This window comes from Pseudomonas sp. LB3P14 (assembly GCF_054898045.1).
Window position 1 is genome coordinate 7,159,355 of sequence record NZ_CM142714.1, and the last position, 15,934, is coordinate 7,175,288.

Below are 15,934 nucleotides of genomic sequence, written 5' to 3' on the forward strand. Positions count from 1 at the left end.
ACTATGTCGTCCAAACATGATGAGTCCAACACCGACCTGATCCGTGCCAAGGACGTCGGTGGCTTCGACGTCTGGTCGCTGCCCAGTTTCGACCCTTTTGTGCCGGAGCCCGAGCCTGAACCTGAGCCCGAGCCGCCGGAAATGGAAGAAGTGCCGCTGGAAGAAGTCCAGCCACTGACCCTCGAAGAGCTCGAAAGCATTCGCCAGGAGGCCTACAACGAAGGCTTCGCCACGGGCGAGAAAGAAGGTTTTCACAGCACTACGCTCAAGGTCCGTCAGGAAGCCGAAGTCGCGTTGGCCGCTAAGATTACCGGGCTGGAGCAACTGATGGGGCATCTGTTCGAGCCCATTGCCGAACAGGACACCCTGATCGAAAAGTCCCTGGTCGACCTTGTGCAGCACATCACCAAACAGGTGATTCAACGCGAACTGGCCATTGACTCGACGCAGATCGAACACGTCATGCGCGAGGCCCTCAAGCTCTTGCCGCTGGGCGTGGGCAATGTGCGGCTGTACATCAATCCGCAAGATTTCGAACAGGTCAAAGCCCTGCGCGAGCGCCATGAAGAAACCTGGCGCATCGTCGAGGACGAGGCGTTGTTGCCCGGCGGTTGCCGGGTCGAGACTGAACACAGCCGTATCGACGCCACGGTCGAAACCCGCGTTGCGCGGGTCATGGACAAGCTGTTCGATCAGTTACACGAACAGGCCTTGCACCCGGCTGCGCCGGATCTGAGCCTGGAACTGCCAATCAACGACAAGCCAGCAGTCGCGCCGGTCGAACCCGAACTGGACGATCCCGATGCGCCTTGATCGCACCAGCTTCGCCAAGCGCCTCGGCAGTTACGCCGAGGCCACGGAGCTTGCCGGCGCACCGATCCTTGAAGGCCGCTTGCTGCGCATGGTCGGCCTGACCCTCGAAGCCGAAGGTTTGCGCGCCGCCATGGGCAGCCGCTGCATGGTCATCAATGACGACAGTTATCACCCGGTGCAGGTCGAAGCCGAAGTCATGGGCTTCTCCGGCAGCAAGGTGTTTCTGATGCCGGTCGGCAGCGTTGCCGGCATCGCTCCCGGTGCCCGCGTGGTTCCGCTGGCGGACACCGGTCGCTTGCCGATGGGCATGAGCATGCTCGGGCGGGTGCTCGATGGCGCCGGTCGCGCGCTGGACGGCAAGGGCGGGATGAAAGCCGAAGATTGGGTGCCGATGGACGGCCCAACCATCAACCCGCTCAAGCGCGAACCCATCAGCGAGCCGCTGGACGTGGGTATTCGCAGCATCAACGGTTTGCTGACGGTTGGTCGCGGCCAGCGTCTGGGCCTGTTCGCCGGTACTGGCGTGGGTAAGAGTGTGCTGCTGGGCATGATGACTCGCTTTACCGAGGCCGACATCATCGTCGTCGGGCTGATCGGTGAACGGGGTCGTGAAGTTAAAGAGTTCATCGAGCACATTCTCGGTGAAGAAGGGCTCAAGCGTTCTGTCGTCGTGGCGTCCCCGGCGGACGATGCGCCGCTGATGCGTCTGCGCGCTGCCATGTACTGCACGCGAATCGCCGAGTATTTCCGCGACAAGGGCAAAAACGTCCTGTTGCTCATGGACTCCCTGACCCGATTCGCCCAGGCCCAGCGAGAAATCGCCCTGGCCATCGGCGAGCCGCCGGCGACCAAGGGTTATCCGCCATCGGTGTTTGCCAAGCTGCCGAAACTGGTTGAGCGGGCCGGTAATGCCGAGAAGGGCGGCGGTTCGATCACCGCGTTCTACACCGTATTGTCCGAAGGCGATGACCAGCAAGATCCGATTGCCGACGCCGCGCGAGGCGTGCTCGATGGACACATCGTGCTGTCCCGGCGCCTGGCCGAGGAAGGTCATTACCCGGCCATCGATATCGAAGCGTCCATCAGCCGGGTCATGCCGTCGGTGGTATCGCCGGAGCACATGACTCGCGCCCAGTACTTCAAGCAGCTGTGGTCGCGTTTTCAACAGAGTCGGGATTTGATCAGCGTCGGCGCCTACGTCGCGGGTGGTGATCGGGAAACCGACCTGGCGATCGCCCTGCAACCGCAGCTGGTCAAATATCTGCGCCAGGGTTTGAACGACAGCATCAGTCTGGGCGAAAGCGAAGCCTATCTCGGCTCGATCTTCGCGCCCGCGGCTGGCGGCTAACCGACCATGGTCCAGAGCCGAGCATCGCGCCTGGCCCCCGTGGTCGAAATGGCTGAAAAAGTCGAGAAAACCGCGGTCCAGCGCCTGGGGCACTTCCAGGGGCAGGTCCGTCTGGCAGAAAGCAAACTCGCCGACCTCGAAGCCTTTCGCCTCGATTATCAGGAGCAATGGATCGTGCGCGGCAGCAGCGGCGTGTCGGGCCAATGGCTGCTGGGTTATCAAGGCTTCCTTGCGCAACTGGGTACTGCCATCGACCAGCAGCGACAAAGCCTCGTATGGCATCAAAACAATCTGAACAAGGCGCGCGAAACCTGGCAACAGGCTTATGCTCGGGTCGAAGGCTTGCGCAAACTGGTGTTGCGCTACAGGGATGAGGCGCAGCGGCTGGAAGACCGGCGCGAGCAAAAGCTGCTGGATGAGTTGTCCCAGCGGTTACCTCGTCAGGATCCTTACTGATCAGCGGTGCTCAACAATTTTCCAGCCTTGCTCCGGCCCCCGCCAAGTGCTAAACCTTCTACACGTACGTTCACCAATGACAAGGAAGCCGTTCAATGTCAGTTGTTACAGAAGTATCTCAAGATGGGCAAAAACTGACGATATCGATCAGGGGACGATTCGATTTCGCCAAGCATCAGGAATTTCGCGAGTCCTACGAAAATCTTCAGCCAAAACCCGAATCCTTCGAAGTGAACCTGAAAGAGGCCACCTACCTCGACAGCTCAGCGCTCGGCATGTTGTTGCTATTGCGTGATCACGCCGGTGGCGAGAGTGCCGAGATTACGTTGACCAACGCTAATGCAGATGTGCGCAAGATCCTCGCCATCTCCAACTTCGAACAAATCTTCGACGTGGCGTGACCGCCATGCAGTCCTTGTTCGAACCGCTGACGATCCTGATCGCCGAAGACAGCGCGGCCGATCGCATGCTGCTGTCGACCATCGTCCGTCGCCAGGGCCATGAGGTGCAGACGGCCGCCAATGGTGCCGAAGCCGTTGAAGCGTTTCGCCAACAGCGACCGCAACTGGTACTCATGGACGCCATGATGCCAGTGATGGACGGTTTCGAGGCTGCGCGACAGATCAAGGTATTGGCCGGGGAAACCCTGGTGCCGATCATCTTCCTCACCTCGCTGACCGAAAGCGAAGCGCTGGCCCGCTGTCTGGAGGCTGGGGGCGACGACTTTCTGGCAAAGCCCTACAACCAAGTGATCCTCGCCGCCAAGATCAAGGCGATGGATCGCTTGCGGCGGTTGCAGGCCACGGTGTTGCAGCAGCGCGATCAGATCGCCAGACACCACGACTACCTGCTCAACGAGCAGCGGGTGGCCAAGGCCGTGTTCGATAAGGTGGCCCACTCCGGCTGCCTGAATGCACCCAATATCCGCTACCTGCAATCGCCTTATGCGCTGTTCAACGGCGACCTGCTGCTGGCCGCGTTTACCCCGACCGGCGACATGCACGTGCTACTCGGCGATTTCACCGGCCATGGTTTGCCGGCCGCGGTCGGTGCGATGCCCCTGGCCGAAGTCTTTTACGGCATGACTGCCAAGGGTTACGGCCTGTCCGAAACCTTGCGCGAGATGAATGCCAAGCTCAAGCGCATCCTGCCGGTGGACATGTTCTGTTGTGCAACCCTGCTGTGCCTGAGTTTTCAGCGGCGCTCGGTGGAGGTCTGGAACGGCGGGATGCCGGACGGCTACCTGCACAGCATCGCCAGTGGTGAGCGCACGGCGCTGACGGCTCGGCATTTGCCGCTCGGCGTACTGAGCCCGCAATCGTTTAATGACCGCACCGAGGTGTTTCCGATGGCGGTCGGGGATCGGGTTTTCCTGTTGTCCGATGGGGTGATCGATACCTGCGATGCCAACGAACAGTTGTTTGGTGTGGAGCGATTGCAGCAGGTGTTTGCGGCCAATCGTCAGCCTGATGAGTTGTTCGAAGAGATCGAGCAGGCGTTGCGGGACTTTCGCGGCGAGGCCCGCGATGACGTGAGCATGGTCGAAGTCAGTCTGCTGGACGCCGCGCAACTGAACCCGCCGGCGCTGGTGTATTCCGACAGCGGCCAGTCCTGCCCGCTGGACTGGTCAGTGAGTTTCGAGTTTCGCGCCGCCACGCTCAGACGTTTCAATCCATTGCCGTATCTTCTGCAATTGCTGCTTGAGGTCCACGGTCTGCGGGCTCAGAGCGGGGCGCTCTACAGTGTTTTGGCCGAACTGTATTCCAATGCCCTGGAGCATGGCGTGCTGGGGCTGGATTCGGCGCTCAAACGCGATGCCTCGGGTTTTACCCGTTATTATCAACAGCGCAAAACGCGCCTGGACGATTTGCAGGACGGCTTCGTGCGGGTGCATTTGCAGGTTGTCCCGAGGGGCGAGGGCGGCTGCCTGACGGTTCGGGTCGAAGACAGTGGCAAGGGTTTCGATGTCGCGCGGGTGATGGAGCGGCCCGTCGATGGTGTCCGTCTGTCGGGACGTGGCGTCAGTCTGATCCGTCAACTGGGCCACAATGCGAGTTGGTCCGACAATGGTCGAAGTGCCCGCGTGGAATTTTTCTGGGAGGCTCTGGCATAATCCACGCATTCTTGATCAAGGAGTGAGCAAGTGGCTGACACACACCTGGACCGCGACGTGCTGAACGCGTTGCAAGAGGTCATGGAGGATGAGTATCCGATGTTGCTGGATACGTTCATCGCCGATTCCGAAGAGCGTTTGTGCACCTTGCGAAACGCCGAAGATGCCGCGCTCCTCATGAATGCTGCCCATAGTTTCAAAGGCAGTAGCAGCAATATGGGCGCCATTCGCCTAGCTGAGTTGTGCAATGAGCTGGAACAACTTGCCAAGCAAAAAAGCCTCGCCGGAATTGAAAAACTGGTGGGCGAAATTGCTGGCGAATTCGCCATTGTTCGACCGCTCTATGAAGCCGAGCGCCAGCGTTCTCTTGCGGACTGAGACAACCGTCCGGCGCATTTAGCGCCTGTCACTCAAAACTGGCGCGACCCTTGCATTAATCTCCGTCAACTGTACCTACGATCCCAGTGCAGCGGAGACCGTTCCATGCCCGTTACCCCCACTATGCTGCTTCAGGCCGCCGCGCAGGCCAAGACTCAAGTCGCTTGCGCCAATACACCGGCGCTGGCCGCTGTGCCTGGGGACAAGGCGTCCAGCTTCGCTCAGGTCTACGCCAATCAAGCCCGGAACAAACCCTCTGCGGTGGGTGATGGATCGGCCAAGCCAATACGCGATAAAACGCCGGACAGCCCCGGCAAAAAGGACGTCGACAGCGACAAGTCTGCCGCCCCGGAACCGGCGGTTGCCGATAGCGGCAAATCCTTGCCCGCCGATAAACCGGCGCCGGCTGACGACAAGGCTGCCAGCGATGAAGCCCCGGATCCTGCTGAAACGGCGGTCGCCGATGCCGCGCCTGTTGACCCGGCTCTCGATCCTGCATTGATGCAGGCAGTCCAGCCGACAGCGCCAGTGCCGACGACTCCGCCAGTGGTAGCCGCCGCGCAGGTCGAAGCGCCGATCGCTGCGGCCGTTACAGCGGCGACCCTTAGCGCCGCAACCACTGACACCGATTTCGACCCCGAAGCCGATCCCCTCGACGCGCTGCCAGCCGTGCGCATGGCCATGGAGCAGAGCGGGCACGTTTCCGCTTCCAGTCAGGCTCAGCCCAAAGCGGCACCGACCTCGGCCCAGGCTCAGGCCGACGGCGAGTCGACCTCGGCGCAGAACTTTGCCGCGGGCATGGCGAGCATGCTCGACGTGCAAGCCGACAAGGACAGCACCGGCCAGGGCGGCGACAAGGCCTTCAGCGGTCTTATCGATGACGGTCTCAAGGACCTGAAGTCCGCGAGCAGCGATACCCGGGTCGACGACTTTGCCAACCGTCTGGCAGCGCTGACCCAGGCGGCCACACCGAAAACCGCCAATGCCGTGCCGGTGAACCAGCCGATCGCCATGCACCAGAACGGCTGGACCGAAGAAGTGGTGAACCGGGTCATGTACCTGTCCAGTGCCAATCTCAAGGCGGCCGACATCCAGTTGCAACCGGCCGAACTGGGGCGCCTGGACATTCGGGTGAACATGGTTCCGGATCAGCAGACTCAAGTGACTTTCATGAGCGCCCATCCAGGCGTTCGCGAAGCGCTGGATGGGCAAATGCATCGCTTGCGTGACATGTTTGCGCAGCAGGGTATGGGCCAGGTCGACGTCAACGTGTCCGACCAGTCCCGTGGTTGGCAGGGTCAGGGACAGGATCAGGCACAACAGGGCCAAGGCCAGGGCGGGCGCACCAACGCCAGCGGTGGTCGTCTCGATTCCGTGGACGAAGAGCTTCCGGTTAGCGTTGCCGAAGTTGCGGCCAGCACCACCAGCGTGATTGGCTCCAGCGCAGTCGACTACTACGCCTGATTTCTCTCCGATCGTTCCCACGTCGAGGCGTCGAACCGTCTGCGTGGGAATGCCTCAATGGACGCTCCGCGTCCGCTCTTGCATGTGACGCGGAGCGTCACGGGCTGCATTCCCACGCAGAGCGTGGGAACGATCAATCCGCCGCCCCCTGCCTCCCGACACTTCTGGCATAACACTTGCTCTTGCCTTGCCGTGCGACTGTGAAAACCCGAATAGTGACGGATTATTGGCATGGCGAAGAGCGAAGCAGCAGTAAAAGACCCCGCAACCAAAGGCAAACTCAAGCTGATCATTGTGATTGTGGTGGCCCTGCTGCTGGCGATTGGTTTGTCTGTGGGGGCGACCTGGTTCTTCATGCACAGCGCCCAGAGCAAGCCTGCCGCAGCGGTCGAAACCACCCCGGTCGGCAAGCAGCCAGCGATTTTCGAGCCTATGGCTCCGGCCTTTGTGGCCAACTACAACCAGAACGGTCGTCAGCGCTACATGCAGGTGAGCATCACCATGCAGGGTCGCAATCAGGCCGATCTGGAAGCGCTTAAAGTCCACATGCCCGTCATCCGCAATAACCTGGTCATGCTGTTCTCCGGCCAGGACTTCGCCACCCTGGCGTCGCCGGTCGGCCAGGAAATGTTGCGTCAGAAAGCCACGGCCAGCGTCCAGGAAGTGGCGCAGAAAGAACTCGGCAAAGTGGTCATCGAACAGTTGCTTTTCACTAATTTCGTACTGCAGTAGGAACACGACATGGCCGTGCAGGACCTGCTGTCCCAGGATGAGATCGATGCGCTGTTGCATGGCGTCGACGATGGTCTGGTGCAGACCGATACCGCTGCCGAACCCGGCAGCGTCAAAAGCTACGACCTGACCAGCCAGGATCGCATCGTCCGTGGACGCATGCCGACCCTGGAAATGATCAACGAGCGTTTCGCCCGCTACACCCGCATCAGCATGTTCAACATGCTGCGCCGCTCGGCGGACGTTGCCGTCGGTGGCGTGCAGGTGATGAAGTTCGGCGAATACGTGCATTCGCTGTACGTGCCGACCAGCCTCAACCTGGTCAAGATCAAACCGTTGCGCGGCACCGCGTTGTTCATCCTCGACGCCAAACTGGTGTTCAAGCTGGTGGACAACTTCTTCGGCGGCGATGGCCGCCACGCAAAGATCGAAGGGCGTGAATTCACTCCGACCGAACTGCGAGTGGTGCGCATGGTGCTGGAGCAGGCCTTCGTCGATTTGAAGGAAGCCTGGCAGGCGATCATGGAAGTGAACTTCGAGTACATCAACTCGGAAGTGAACCCGGCCATGGCCAACATCGTCGGTCCGAGCGAAGCCGTTGTGGTGTCGACGTTCCACATCGAACTCGATGGCGGCGGCGGCGACCTGCACGTGACCATGCCGTACTCGATGATCGAACCAGTACGCGAAATGCTCGACGCCGGCTTCCAGTCGGACCTCGACGATCAGGACGAGCGCTGGGTCAATGCCTTGCGCCAGGACGTGCTGGACGTTGACGTACCGATCGGTGCCACGGTTGCCCGTCGTCAGTTGCGCCTGCGGGACATTTTGCACATGCAGCCGGGGGACATAATCCCGGTCGAGATGCCGGAAGAGATGATCATGCGCGCCAACGGCGTGCCTGCGTTCAAGGTCAAGATGGGCTCGCACAAAGGCAACCTAGCGTTGCAAGTGATCGAGCCGATCGAGCGCCGTTGATTGGCGCTCGTACACATTCGCTTTTAACTGACGGCTTCTCATTGAATGGTTGCCCGCCGAGGACAAATTGATGGCTGACAATATGAATACCCTGGACGACCAGGCGCTGGCTGATGAATGGGCTGCTGCCCTGGAAGAAACCGGCGATGCCGGGCAGGACGACATCGACGCCTTGCTGGCCGCCGACGCCGCCAGTTCGCCGTCCAACCGTCTGCCGATGGAAGAATTCGGCAGCGTGCCGAAAAACAACAATCCAGTCACCCTGGACGGTCCGAACCTGGACGTGATCCTCGATATCCCGGTATCGATTTCCATGGAAGTCGGCAGCACCGACATCAACATCCGTAACCTGCTGCAACTTAACCAGGGTTCGGTCATCGAGCTCGATCGTCTGGCCGGTGAACCGCTGGACGTGCTGGTCAACGGCACGCTCATCGCTCACGGTGAGGTGGTGGTGGTCAACGAGAAGTTCGGCATCCGCCTGACCGACGTGATCAGCCCAAGCGAACGCATCAAGAAGCTGCGCTAAGTGAAAAAGGTTCTGGGATTCTTGCCGGGGTTAGCGCTGGCCTTGCCGTTCAGCGTTCTGGCTGCCGAGCCGGTGGCGACGGCTGCCACCGCCGCCGCGCCCGCGGTCAGCAGTGGTGTGGCCGGGCAATTGACGCAGTTGGTGTTCGGTTTGCTGCTGGTGCTGGGGTTGATCTTCTTCCTCGCCTGGTTGCTGCGTCGGGTGCAACAGGCCGGGCCGGCCGGCAAAGGGCAGGTGATCGAGCTGATCGGTTCCCGCGCGCTTGGCCCTCGCGACCGGCTGATGCTGGTGCAGGTCGGCAACGAGCAGATTCTGCTTGGCTTGAGCCCCGGCACCATCACTGCGTTGCATGTGCTCAAAGAGCCGGTGCAAGTGCCCAGCGGTACTGAAAAAGCGACCCCCGAGTTTGCCCAGCGCCTGATGGAGCTGATGGGCAAGGATCAGAAGGATAAGAAGTAATGGGTGCGTTGCGCATCGTCTTGACGCTGGCCCTGATGCTGGTCGCGCCGCTGGCGTTCGCCGCCGATCCGTTATCGATCCCGGCGATCACCCTGGGCACCAATGCCAACGGCGCTCAGGAATATTCGGTCAGCCTGCAAATCCTGCTGATCATGACCGCGCTGAGTTTTATCCCGGCGTTCGTCATGCTGATGACCAGTTTCACCCGGATCATCATCGTCTTTTCGATCCTGCGTCAGGCCCTGGGCCTGCAGCAGACACCGTCTAACCAGATCCTTACCGGCATGGCGCTGTTTCTGACGCTGTTCATCATGGCGCCCGTGTTTGACCGGGTGAATCAGGATGCCTTGCAGCCGTATCTGGCGGAGAAACTCACCGCTCAAGACGCCGTGGCCAAGGCTCAGGTGCCGATCAAGGATTTCATGCTCGCCCAGACTCGCAGCAGCGATCTGGAGTTGTTCATGCGCTTGTCCAAACGCACTGATATTGCGTCGCCGGATCAGGCGCCGCTGACCATTCTGGTTCCGGCGTTCGTCACGTCCGAGCTGAAAACCGCGTTCCAGATTGGCTTCATGATCTTCATCCCGTTCCTGATCATCGATATGGTTGTGGCGAGCGTGCTGATGGCCATGGGGATGATGATGCTGTCGCCGCTGATCATTTCTCTGCCGTTCAAGATCATGCTGTTCGTGTTGGTGGATGGCTGGGCGTTGATCATCGGCACACTGGCGAGCAGCTTCGGCGGTGTATCGCCATGACGCCGGAAGTGGCGGTAGACATCTTTCGGGAAGCGCTCTGGCTGACCACCATGATGGTCGCTGTGCTGGTGATCCCGAGCTTGATCGTGGGCCTGCTGGTGGCGATGTTCCAGGCCGCCACCCAGATCAACGAACAGACCCTGAGCTTCCTGCCGCGCCTGCTGGTGATGCTGGTGACGCTGATCGTCGCTGGCCCCTGGTTGGTGCAGACCTTCATGGAATACATCCTGCAGTTGTACGGCAGCATTCCTCAGGTCATCGGCTAAACCATGTCACTGCTCCAGCTGACCGATACCCAGATCAGTACCTGGGTGGCGACGTTCATGTTGCCGCTGTTCCGCGTCGGGTCGTTGCTGATGGTCATGCCGGTGTTCGGTACGACGCTGGTGCCCCGGCGGGTCCGCCTCTATTTCGCGGTGGCCATTACCGTGGTCATCGCTCCCGGTCTGCCCCCCATGCCACCGGTCAGTGCATTGGACTTGAGCGGCCTGCTGCTGATTGCCGAGCAGATTCTCGTGGGCGCGGTGCTGGGATTCTCCTTGCAGCTGTTCTTTCAGGCTTTTGTGGTGGCGGGACAAATTGTCGCCGTCCAGATGGGGATGGCCTTCGCGTCTATGGTCGACCCTACCAACGGTGTGTCTGTGGCGGTGATCGGGCAGTTCTTCACCATGCTGGTGACGCTGTTGTTTCTGTCCATGAACGGCCACCTGGTGGTCTTCGAAGTCCTCACCGAAAGCTTCACCACATTGCCGGTCGGTAGCGGGTTAATGGTCAATCATTTCTGGGAGCTGGCCGGCAAGCTCGGCTGGGTGCTTGGCGCTGCACTGCTGCTGGTGCTGCCGGCGATCACCGCGTTGCTGGTGGTCAACATTGCGTTTGGGGTGATGACCCGGGCGGCGCCGCAACTCAACATCTTTTCCATCGGCTTCCCGCTGACGCTGGTGCTCGGGCTGTTCATCGTCTGGGTCGGGATGGCGGACATTCTCAATCAGTATCAACCGCTGGCCTCCGAGGCCCTGCAGTTTTTACGCGAACTGGCACGGGCGAGCTGAGCCATGGCCGAGAGCGAAAGCGGTCAGGACAAAACAGAAGACCCCACGGAGAAAAAGAAGAAGGACGCCCGTGATAAGGGCGAGATTGCCCGCTCCAAGGAACTCAATACGCTGGCGATCATGCTCATCGGTGCCAGCGCGCTGCTGATTTTCGGCGGTGCCCTGGCTCAGGACCTGATGGAGCTGATGCGCATGAACTTCTCGCTGTCACGGGAAGTGATTCTGGATCAGCGCTCGATGGCGACCTACCTGTTGCACTCCGGGCAGATTGCCTTGTGGGCAATTCAGCCCATCATGATTTCCCTGGTGCTGGCGGCGTTAATAGGCCCGATTTCTCTGGGGGGCTGGCTGTTCTCGGCCAGCGCCATGGCGCCTAAATTCAGCCGCATGAATCCCCTCAGCGGCCTCAAGCGGATGTTCTCTACCAAGGCCCTGGTGGAACTGCTCAAGGCCTTTGCGAAATTCCTGATCGTGTTGTTCGTGGCCCTGGCAGTGTTGTCCGCCGACATCGACGACCTGTTGCGCATTGCACACGAACCGCTGGAGCAGGCGATCATTCACAGCGTGCAAGTGGTCGGCTGGAGCACCTTGTGGATGGCCTGCGGGCTAATCATCATCGCCGCGGTGGACGTGCCGGTGCAGCTTTGGGAGAGCCACAAGAAGCTGCTGATGACCAAGCAGGAAGTGCGCGACGAGCATAAAGATCAGGAAGGGCGGCCGGAGGTCAAACAACGGATTCGCCAGCTGCAGCGCGACATGTCCCAGCGCCGGATGATGGCGGCGATCCCCGAGGCCGATGTGGTCATCACCAACCCGACCCACTACGCCGTAGCGCTCAAGTACGATCCGGACAAGGGCGGGGCGCCGATGCTGATCGCCAAGGGCAGCGATTTCCTGGCCTTGAAGATCCGTGAAATCGCTGTGGCCAACGAAGTGCTGCTGCTTGAGTCGCCGGCGCTGGCACGTTCGATCTACTACTCCACCGAACTTGATCAGGAAATCCCTGGCGGGCTGTACCTTGCCGTCGCCCAGGTGCTCGCTTACGTCTACCAGATCCGCCAACACCGCGCTGGCAAGGGCAAGCGCCCGGATCCGCTCAAGGGCGATCTGCCGATTCCGCCGGATTTGCGGCGCGATTCCTGATAAGTGCTCGCCTATATTTGTAAGCTGTTTGCTGTCAATGCGCGTACGCAATGTCGTTGCATGACTTCATATTGCTCGCTTGTTTCCATGTTTATTATTGGAGATCTCTTCGGTTCCCAATGAAAAACACTGACTTCATAGTTCTTTTTGAAAGGAAGGCGAACTAAGGTGTGTTCGGCGGTAATGTTTCCGTAAAGTTCTTGGCAGAACAGTACGTTGCCCGTTTCATTGTATATCCAAATCGCAAGATAGATGCCTGTGAAATCGCTATCAGGAATGGTTTCAAAAACTTCGATGTCGATGGTTTCCGTTTTTAGATTGATGTCAATCTTTGCGATATCACCGTTTCGCGCGCCTTGGTGCCAGGTAAATGAAGAGGCTGTGACAATTGTTGGTTCGGTGTTTTGGTGAGTCAAGTAAATGTCTTTGTATTTTTTCTGGAGGAGATCCCGTTCCGTGTCGTCGAAAGAGTCGATGGCAGCGTAGATCTCATCCTTTAATGAGTGGTTTCTATGTAAGAGAGAGTGGGGTTCAGACCTCAGGATATTCGCCACGTATTCGATTGTGCTTTTGAGATTTTCGCCTACGGGTGTATCGAGGTCCTTATTGTAAAGCCCTTGTGGGGTTATGGTGAGGTAGCTGGTATTCTCCCAGTGTAGTACCAAGTCGCTTTTTGGGACTATTTTATTGGGGCGCATGGTTTCGCGGTGATAAAGCTCCATTGTGTAGTCTGGGTTGACCGGTATTTTATCAGTGGACGGTGTGGTGTTGTCGCCACGGATATCTTTCTGAAATATGATTTGTTGCTGACTGTCTTTGATAATAATTGAGGCGTAAAGCTCTGTTAGCCAACGGTGAGGCATAGTGGTGCCAATGTTGACAGTTATATTATAGTTTCCGCATTCGAGGTCAATGGTCGCGAATTGTCCGAGCATTCCATGTAAATGGATTTTTTGGGAGGCCAGTTTGATGCCGGATAAGTACTCATATTCGATTTTGATGGTGTTGGTTGTGTCGGGCTTTACTTCTATGTAGTGAGTCAAAATGTGTGGTTTGCCATTGTTGGCTGAAGGGGCTTGTAGTGAGTAGATTCCAATTGGGATATCTGTTATTAAAACTCTTTCTGAAGTGATGTTCATAATTGTAGATAGGTTGCTGCCGTGCTTGAGCAGGAAGTCTTGGTTGGAAAAGGCTTGAAACAAAATTTTATCCAAGATCAGTTCAATTGTTCCCGTGAGTCCCGTTATTTTTAATGCACGGGTGTCTACAAGGTCGAGTCGACTAATGAGGTTCAATTGTTTTTGTATGTCGTCAATTTTCTCTTTTGGGATCAGTTTGTATAGAGGGTAAACAGGTTTTCGGTTGCTGTACCTGCTTAGAACGTTTTTGATCCTTGAAAATTTTACGTGTCCGAATCTCAGGAAGGCTGCAATGTCTATGTGGGATGTGTTCTCACAGGCTTCTGCTAATAAGTCGATGAATGAAATATCTTCAGGTGTGGAGTCAAGTTTGTTGCAGAGTATTCTGTAGGCTTTGTTGAATTCGGTGAGGGCCTCAGGCCCAGATTTATTCATAATCAGGATGAGATAATAAAAGATCAGGCCTGCGCCCCAGTAAATGATTGGCTGGTTTTCTTCAAAAGTTTTCTCGGTAAGGTCAAAAAGAGCTTCCGGTTTGCCCTGGTATAGCGAGCCATTTAAAATGTCATCGCCTAGCGCCTCTACCTGATAGAGATGTGCATAGACGTTGTTCCAGCTCTCAAATAGCGGGATCTCGCTATTGAGCATAAATAGTCCTTCGTGACCATGGCCTATTTCATGAATGGTTCCCCATCTCTGAGGGAACGGGGCTAGAAAGTAGGCTACTGAGTCTGCTGTTATTCCAATATGGGATGACCTGTAATAGGCGGATCCGGGTCCGTTTTTATCGGCTTTCATGAAAAATCGGTTAGGTATGTTCTGATCTGTTGGTTGGTCGGCTGAAAATGATAATCCAGCCAGTGTGTTGAAAATCTCGAAAATGTTCTTATAGTAATTTATTAGGGAGGCCAATCCTGTGCTTTGGTGGAGTTCTTTAAGGTGTGCCTTGTCTTTTTGAGGGACTAATATGTCGACATACTGTGATGTGATCAAGGCGAACGCAGATTTCTCGTCGTCCCAAAGTTTAAAAAAAGTGGCGGTGTCTGTGTTTGTTTGATAGGTGGGTAGTGATAACGGAGAACGGCTGTATTCCACTGTAATCTCGATGTTTAAAGGGTCTTCTTTATACGGTGTGTTTATAAATGGAACTGATGTGTGTGCGACGGTGAGCTCGGTAAATTTCTCAGTGATGCTTTGAATGGCTTCTGTCTCTCTGTCGTTATTCAGTAGCACAAGGGCCGCTGGAGAATCGCTTGATGTGCCGCCATGCTTTATTCGGATATCGGTTCCTGCTTCAACGATAACGCCTAGGGACTGTTTATCGTGATTTATTCCTTTTGACAGGCCGGCGTTCGTTAACCAAGTGGGCGGTTGTAAGGAGTAGACAGTGTGCGTTGAACTTGTCCAGGTTTTCATTTGTTTGACTCCAGCTGAAATATCCAATCTTGGCTTGGATCTTTCTACTGAAGTGCATGCCTGTCACCTGTCACATATGACAGTCCTTTAGATATTTTGCTTATAGTGGGTATAGTGATTCGATATATCGCACAAAGCTTTGCCGGGGTCGGCCAACCTGCGAATGAGACAAGAATTCGAAGGATTTGCGGCGCGATTCCTGATTCGTCACCTGGAAGTGGAGTGACACCCTCCGACCGAAAGCGCTCCCTACCTGTTAGTTCTGACAGTAGACAACCGTTGTCCTCTAGCGCCCCATAGGTCCGGAGCTCATGCCGTTGAATGTTCGCGTACCGCGGGCGCAGTGGGAGATGAGCCATTCACTCAGGCTAGAGGGATAATCATGACGACGCGCGTTTACAAACATCTGCCGGGTATGGAGATGAAGTTTGTTTCAGGAAAACTGGAACGGGATGTTGCCCAGCGGGCCATCTTCTATGAGGCGACCTGGGAGCTAAAGCTGGACTTTGTCAACTTCGTGGTGATGGCCAATCTCTTTATCCCGAATTATCTGCAAGGTCCGACCAACGCGGTCCGGCCCGAGTTCAACGGGTCTGCGTATCACTATTCCTACAATTATTTCTTTGGGGCCGCAGGCAATATCGGCGATAACCCATCGTTATTCGATGTGTTCACCGATCCCATTTTTTACATGGATCAATGGTCGAGCGGTGGTGGGTCGTTGGAGCGGCGTTATGGAAAGCCCTCTTTTAATTTGGTCAACAACGACTTGCAAATGACTGTCAGGCAATACTTTCGATTGGGGCCGGGGGATCCTCCGATTGGGATCAGTGATCTGCCGTTCATCTGGTTCGAGTGGGCGTTGAATCTGATGCAAGGCGAGCTGAAAAACACCACCGTTTCGCCTGAAACCAAAGTGGTGGTCATGCAGGCTGAGGAAGCCTTGGTCGATGTGGGAGGTGGCAGCGTGTTCAAGAGGACGCCCTACCTGGATAACAGCGCCCTCACTTTCGGCCCTATCACCTCGAAGCAAATTCTGATTGCAATGTGATTGCAAAGACCTCGCCTCTCGGGAGTTCTCCTGCAGGAGGCGAGTCTTCGTCGTACTCGACACTTGAGCATCCACCACAACCTCTATTTCAATCCCCGGCAAAAG

Annotated in this window: 17 protein-coding genes; 16 read left to right on the top strand and 1 reads right to left on the bottom strand. The window is 57.2% G+C overall.

Annotation, left to right across the window (positions count from 1 at the left end):
* Positions 1 to 3: 3 nt before the first annotated feature.
* The 15 genes from fliH to flhB all read left to right on the top strand — a co-directional run bounded on the left by fliH (position 4) and on the right by flhB (position 12,223).
* The gene (gene fliH, locus ACYZT5_RS32860; RefSeq protein ID WP_462048991.1) at positions 4 to 813 is read left to right on the top strand and encodes a flagellar assembly protein FliH; all 810 of its coding nucleotides are present in this window, start codon (positions 4 to 6) and stop codon (positions 811 to 813) included.
* On the top strand, positions 803 to 2,161 hold the full coding sequence (fliI, locus tag ACYZT5_RS32865; protein WP_462048992.1) for a flagellar protein export ATPase FliI: 1,359 nt from the start codon (positions 803 to 805) through the stop codon (positions 2,159 to 2,161). Before fliH ends, fliI begins: the two co-directional genes overlap by 11 nt.
* A gap of 6 nt (positions 2,162 to 2,167) precedes the next feature.
* Entirely contained in the window at positions 2,168 to 2,617 is a 450-nt protein-coding gene (gene fliJ / locus ACYZT5_RS32870) for a flagellar export protein FliJ (RefSeq protein WP_462048993.1), read from the top strand.
* Between the two features lie 95 nt (positions 2,618 to 2,712).
* Positions 2,713 to 3,018 (top strand): STAS domain-containing protein, encoded by a 306-nt coding sequence (locus ACYZT5_RS32875; protein WP_462048994.1) that lies wholly within the window; start codon positions 2,713 to 2,715, stop codon positions 3,016 to 3,018.
* Between the two features lie 5 nt (positions 3,019 to 3,023).
* Positions 3,024 to 4,730, top strand: a complete 1,707-nt coding sequence (locus ACYZT5_RS32880) for an ATP-binding SpoIIE family protein phosphatase (RefSeq protein ID WP_462048995.1) — start codon at positions 3,024 to 3,026, stop codon at positions 4,728 to 4,730.
* 30 nt (positions 4,731 to 4,760) lie between these two features.
* Positions 4,761 to 5,108, top strand: coding sequence for an Hpt domain-containing protein (locus ACYZT5_RS32885; RefSeq protein ID WP_462048996.1), 348 nt, complete (start codon positions 4,761 to 4,763; stop codon positions 5,106 to 5,108).
* Positions 5,109 to 5,213: 105 nt separating this feature from the next.
* On the top strand, positions 5,214 to 6,572 hold the full coding sequence (locus ACYZT5_RS32890; RefSeq protein ID WP_462048997.1) for a flagellar hook-length control protein FliK: 1,359 nt from the start codon (positions 5,214 to 5,216) through the stop codon (positions 6,570 to 6,572).
* A gap of 231 nt (positions 6,573 to 6,803) precedes the next feature.
* Entirely contained in the window at positions 6,804 to 7,304 is a 501-nt protein-coding gene (gene fliL / locus ACYZT5_RS32895) for a flagellar basal body-associated protein FliL (RefSeq protein WP_462048998.1), read from the top strand.
* Positions 7,305 to 7,313: 9 nt separating this feature from the next.
* Positions 7,314 to 8,282: a flagellar motor switch protein FliM gene (gene fliM / locus ACYZT5_RS32900; RefSeq protein ID WP_462048999.1), complete on the top strand. Its 969-nt coding sequence runs from the start codon at positions 7,314 to 7,316 to the stop codon at positions 8,280 to 8,282.
* Positions 8,283 to 8,352: 70 nt separating this feature from the next.
* Entirely contained in the window at positions 8,353 to 8,811 is a 459-nt protein-coding gene (gene fliN, locus ACYZT5_RS32905) for a flagellar motor switch protein FliN (protein WP_462049000.1), read from the top strand.
* Complete coding sequence (gene fliO, locus ACYZT5_RS32910; protein WP_462049001.1) at positions 8,812 to 9,270, top strand: flagellar biosynthetic protein FliO; 459 nt, start codon at positions 8,812 to 8,814, stop codon at positions 9,268 to 9,270.
* Positions 9,270 to 10,028, top strand: coding sequence for a flagellar type III secretion system pore protein FliP (fliP, locus tag ACYZT5_RS32915; protein WP_462049002.1), 759 nt, complete (start codon positions 9,270 to 9,272; stop codon positions 10,026 to 10,028). Before fliO ends, fliP begins: the two co-directional genes overlap by 1 nt.
* Positions 10,025 to 10,294 carry a flagellar biosynthesis protein FliQ gene (fliQ, locus tag ACYZT5_RS32920; RefSeq protein ID WP_462049003.1) on the top strand — a complete coding sequence of 90 codons (270 nt, stop codon included), beginning with the start codon at positions 10,025 to 10,027 and terminating at the stop codon, positions 10,292 to 10,294. The genes fliP and fliQ overlap by 4 nt, the downstream gene beginning before the upstream one ends.
* A gap of 3 nt (positions 10,295 to 10,297) precedes the next feature.
* Positions 10,298 to 11,080 (top strand): flagellar biosynthetic protein FliR, encoded by a 783-nt coding sequence (gene fliR, locus ACYZT5_RS32925; protein ID WP_462049004.1) that lies wholly within the window; start codon positions 10,298 to 10,300, stop codon positions 11,078 to 11,080.
* A 3-nt stretch (positions 11,081 to 11,083) separates the two neighbouring features.
* On the top strand, positions 11,084 to 12,223 hold the full coding sequence (gene flhB / locus ACYZT5_RS32930; protein WP_462049005.1) for a flagellar biosynthesis protein FlhB: 1,140 nt from the start codon (positions 11,084 to 11,086) through the stop codon (positions 12,221 to 12,223).
* A gap of 11 nt (positions 12,224 to 12,234) precedes the next feature.
* On the opposite strand, the gene ACYZT5_RS32935 is transcribed toward flhB, so the two are convergent.
* On the bottom strand, positions 12,235 to 14,778 hold the full coding sequence (locus tag ACYZT5_RS32935) for a putative mucin/carbohydrate-binding domain-containing protein (protein WP_462049006.1): 2,544 nt from the start codon (positions 14,776 to 14,778) through the stop codon (positions 12,235 to 12,237).
* A gap of 382 nt (positions 14,779 to 15,160) precedes the next feature.
* Between ACYZT5_RS32935 and ACYZT5_RS32940 the strand changes: the two genes are divergently transcribed.
* The gene (locus ACYZT5_RS32940; protein WP_462049007.1) at positions 15,161 to 15,829 is read left to right on the top strand and encodes a hypothetical protein; all 669 of its coding nucleotides are present in this window, start codon (positions 15,161 to 15,163) and stop codon (positions 15,827 to 15,829) included.
* Positions 15,830 to 15,934: the final 105 nt, after the last annotated feature.

Excerpts from the sequence above, each read along its gene's own strand:
- fliH (WP_462048991.1), top strand. The coding sequence starts at position 4 with ATGTCGTCCAAACATGATGAGTCCAACACCGACCTGATCCGTGCCAAG.
- fliI (WP_462048992.1), top strand. The coding sequence starts at position 803 with ATGCGCCTTGATCGCACCAGCTTCGCCAAGCGCCTCGGCAGTTACGCC.
- fliJ (WP_462048993.1), top strand. The coding sequence starts at position 2,168 with ATGGTCCAGAGCCGAGCATCGCGCCTGGCCCCCGTGGTCGAAATGGCT.
- ACYZT5_RS32875 (WP_462048994.1), top strand. The coding sequence starts at position 2,713 with ATGTCAGTTGTTACAGAAGTATCTCAAGATGGGCAAAAACTGACGATA.
- ACYZT5_RS32880 (WP_462048995.1), top strand. The coding sequence starts at position 3,024 with ATGCAGTCCTTGTTCGAACCGCTGACGATCCTGATCGCCGAAGACAGC.
- ACYZT5_RS32890 (WP_462048997.1), top strand. The coding sequence starts at position 5,214 with ATGCCCGTTACCCCCACTATGCTGCTTCAGGCCGCCGCGCAGGCCAAG.
- fliL (WP_462048998.1), top strand. The coding sequence starts at position 6,804 with ATGGCGAAGAGCGAAGCAGCAGTAAAAGACCCCGCAACCAAAGGCAAA.
- fliM (WP_462048999.1), top strand. The coding sequence starts at position 7,314 with ATGGCCGTGCAGGACCTGCTGTCCCAGGATGAGATCGATGCGCTGTTG.
- fliN (WP_462049000.1), top strand. The coding sequence starts at position 8,353 with ATGGCTGACAATATGAATACCCTGGACGACCAGGCGCTGGCTGATGAA.
- fliP (WP_462049002.1), top strand. The coding sequence starts at position 9,270 with ATGGGTGCGTTGCGCATCGTCTTGACGCTGGCCCTGATGCTGGTCGCG.
- fliQ (WP_462049003.1), top strand. The coding sequence starts at position 10,025 with ATGACGCCGGAAGTGGCGGTAGACATCTTTCGGGAAGCGCTCTGGCTG.
- fliR (WP_462049004.1), top strand. The coding sequence starts at position 10,298 with ATGTCACTGCTCCAGCTGACCGATACCCAGATCAGTACCTGGGTGGCG.
- flhB (WP_462049005.1), top strand. The coding sequence starts at position 11,084 with ATGGCCGAGAGCGAAAGCGGTCAGGACAAAACAGAAGACCCCACGGAG.
- ACYZT5_RS32935 (WP_462049006.1), bottom strand. The coding sequence starts at position 14,778 with ATGAAAACCTGGACAAGTTCAACGCACACTGTCTACTCCTTACAACCG.
- ACYZT5_RS32940 (WP_462049007.1), top strand. The coding sequence starts at position 15,161 with ATGACGACGCGCGTTTACAAACATCTGCCGGGTATGGAGATGAAGTTT.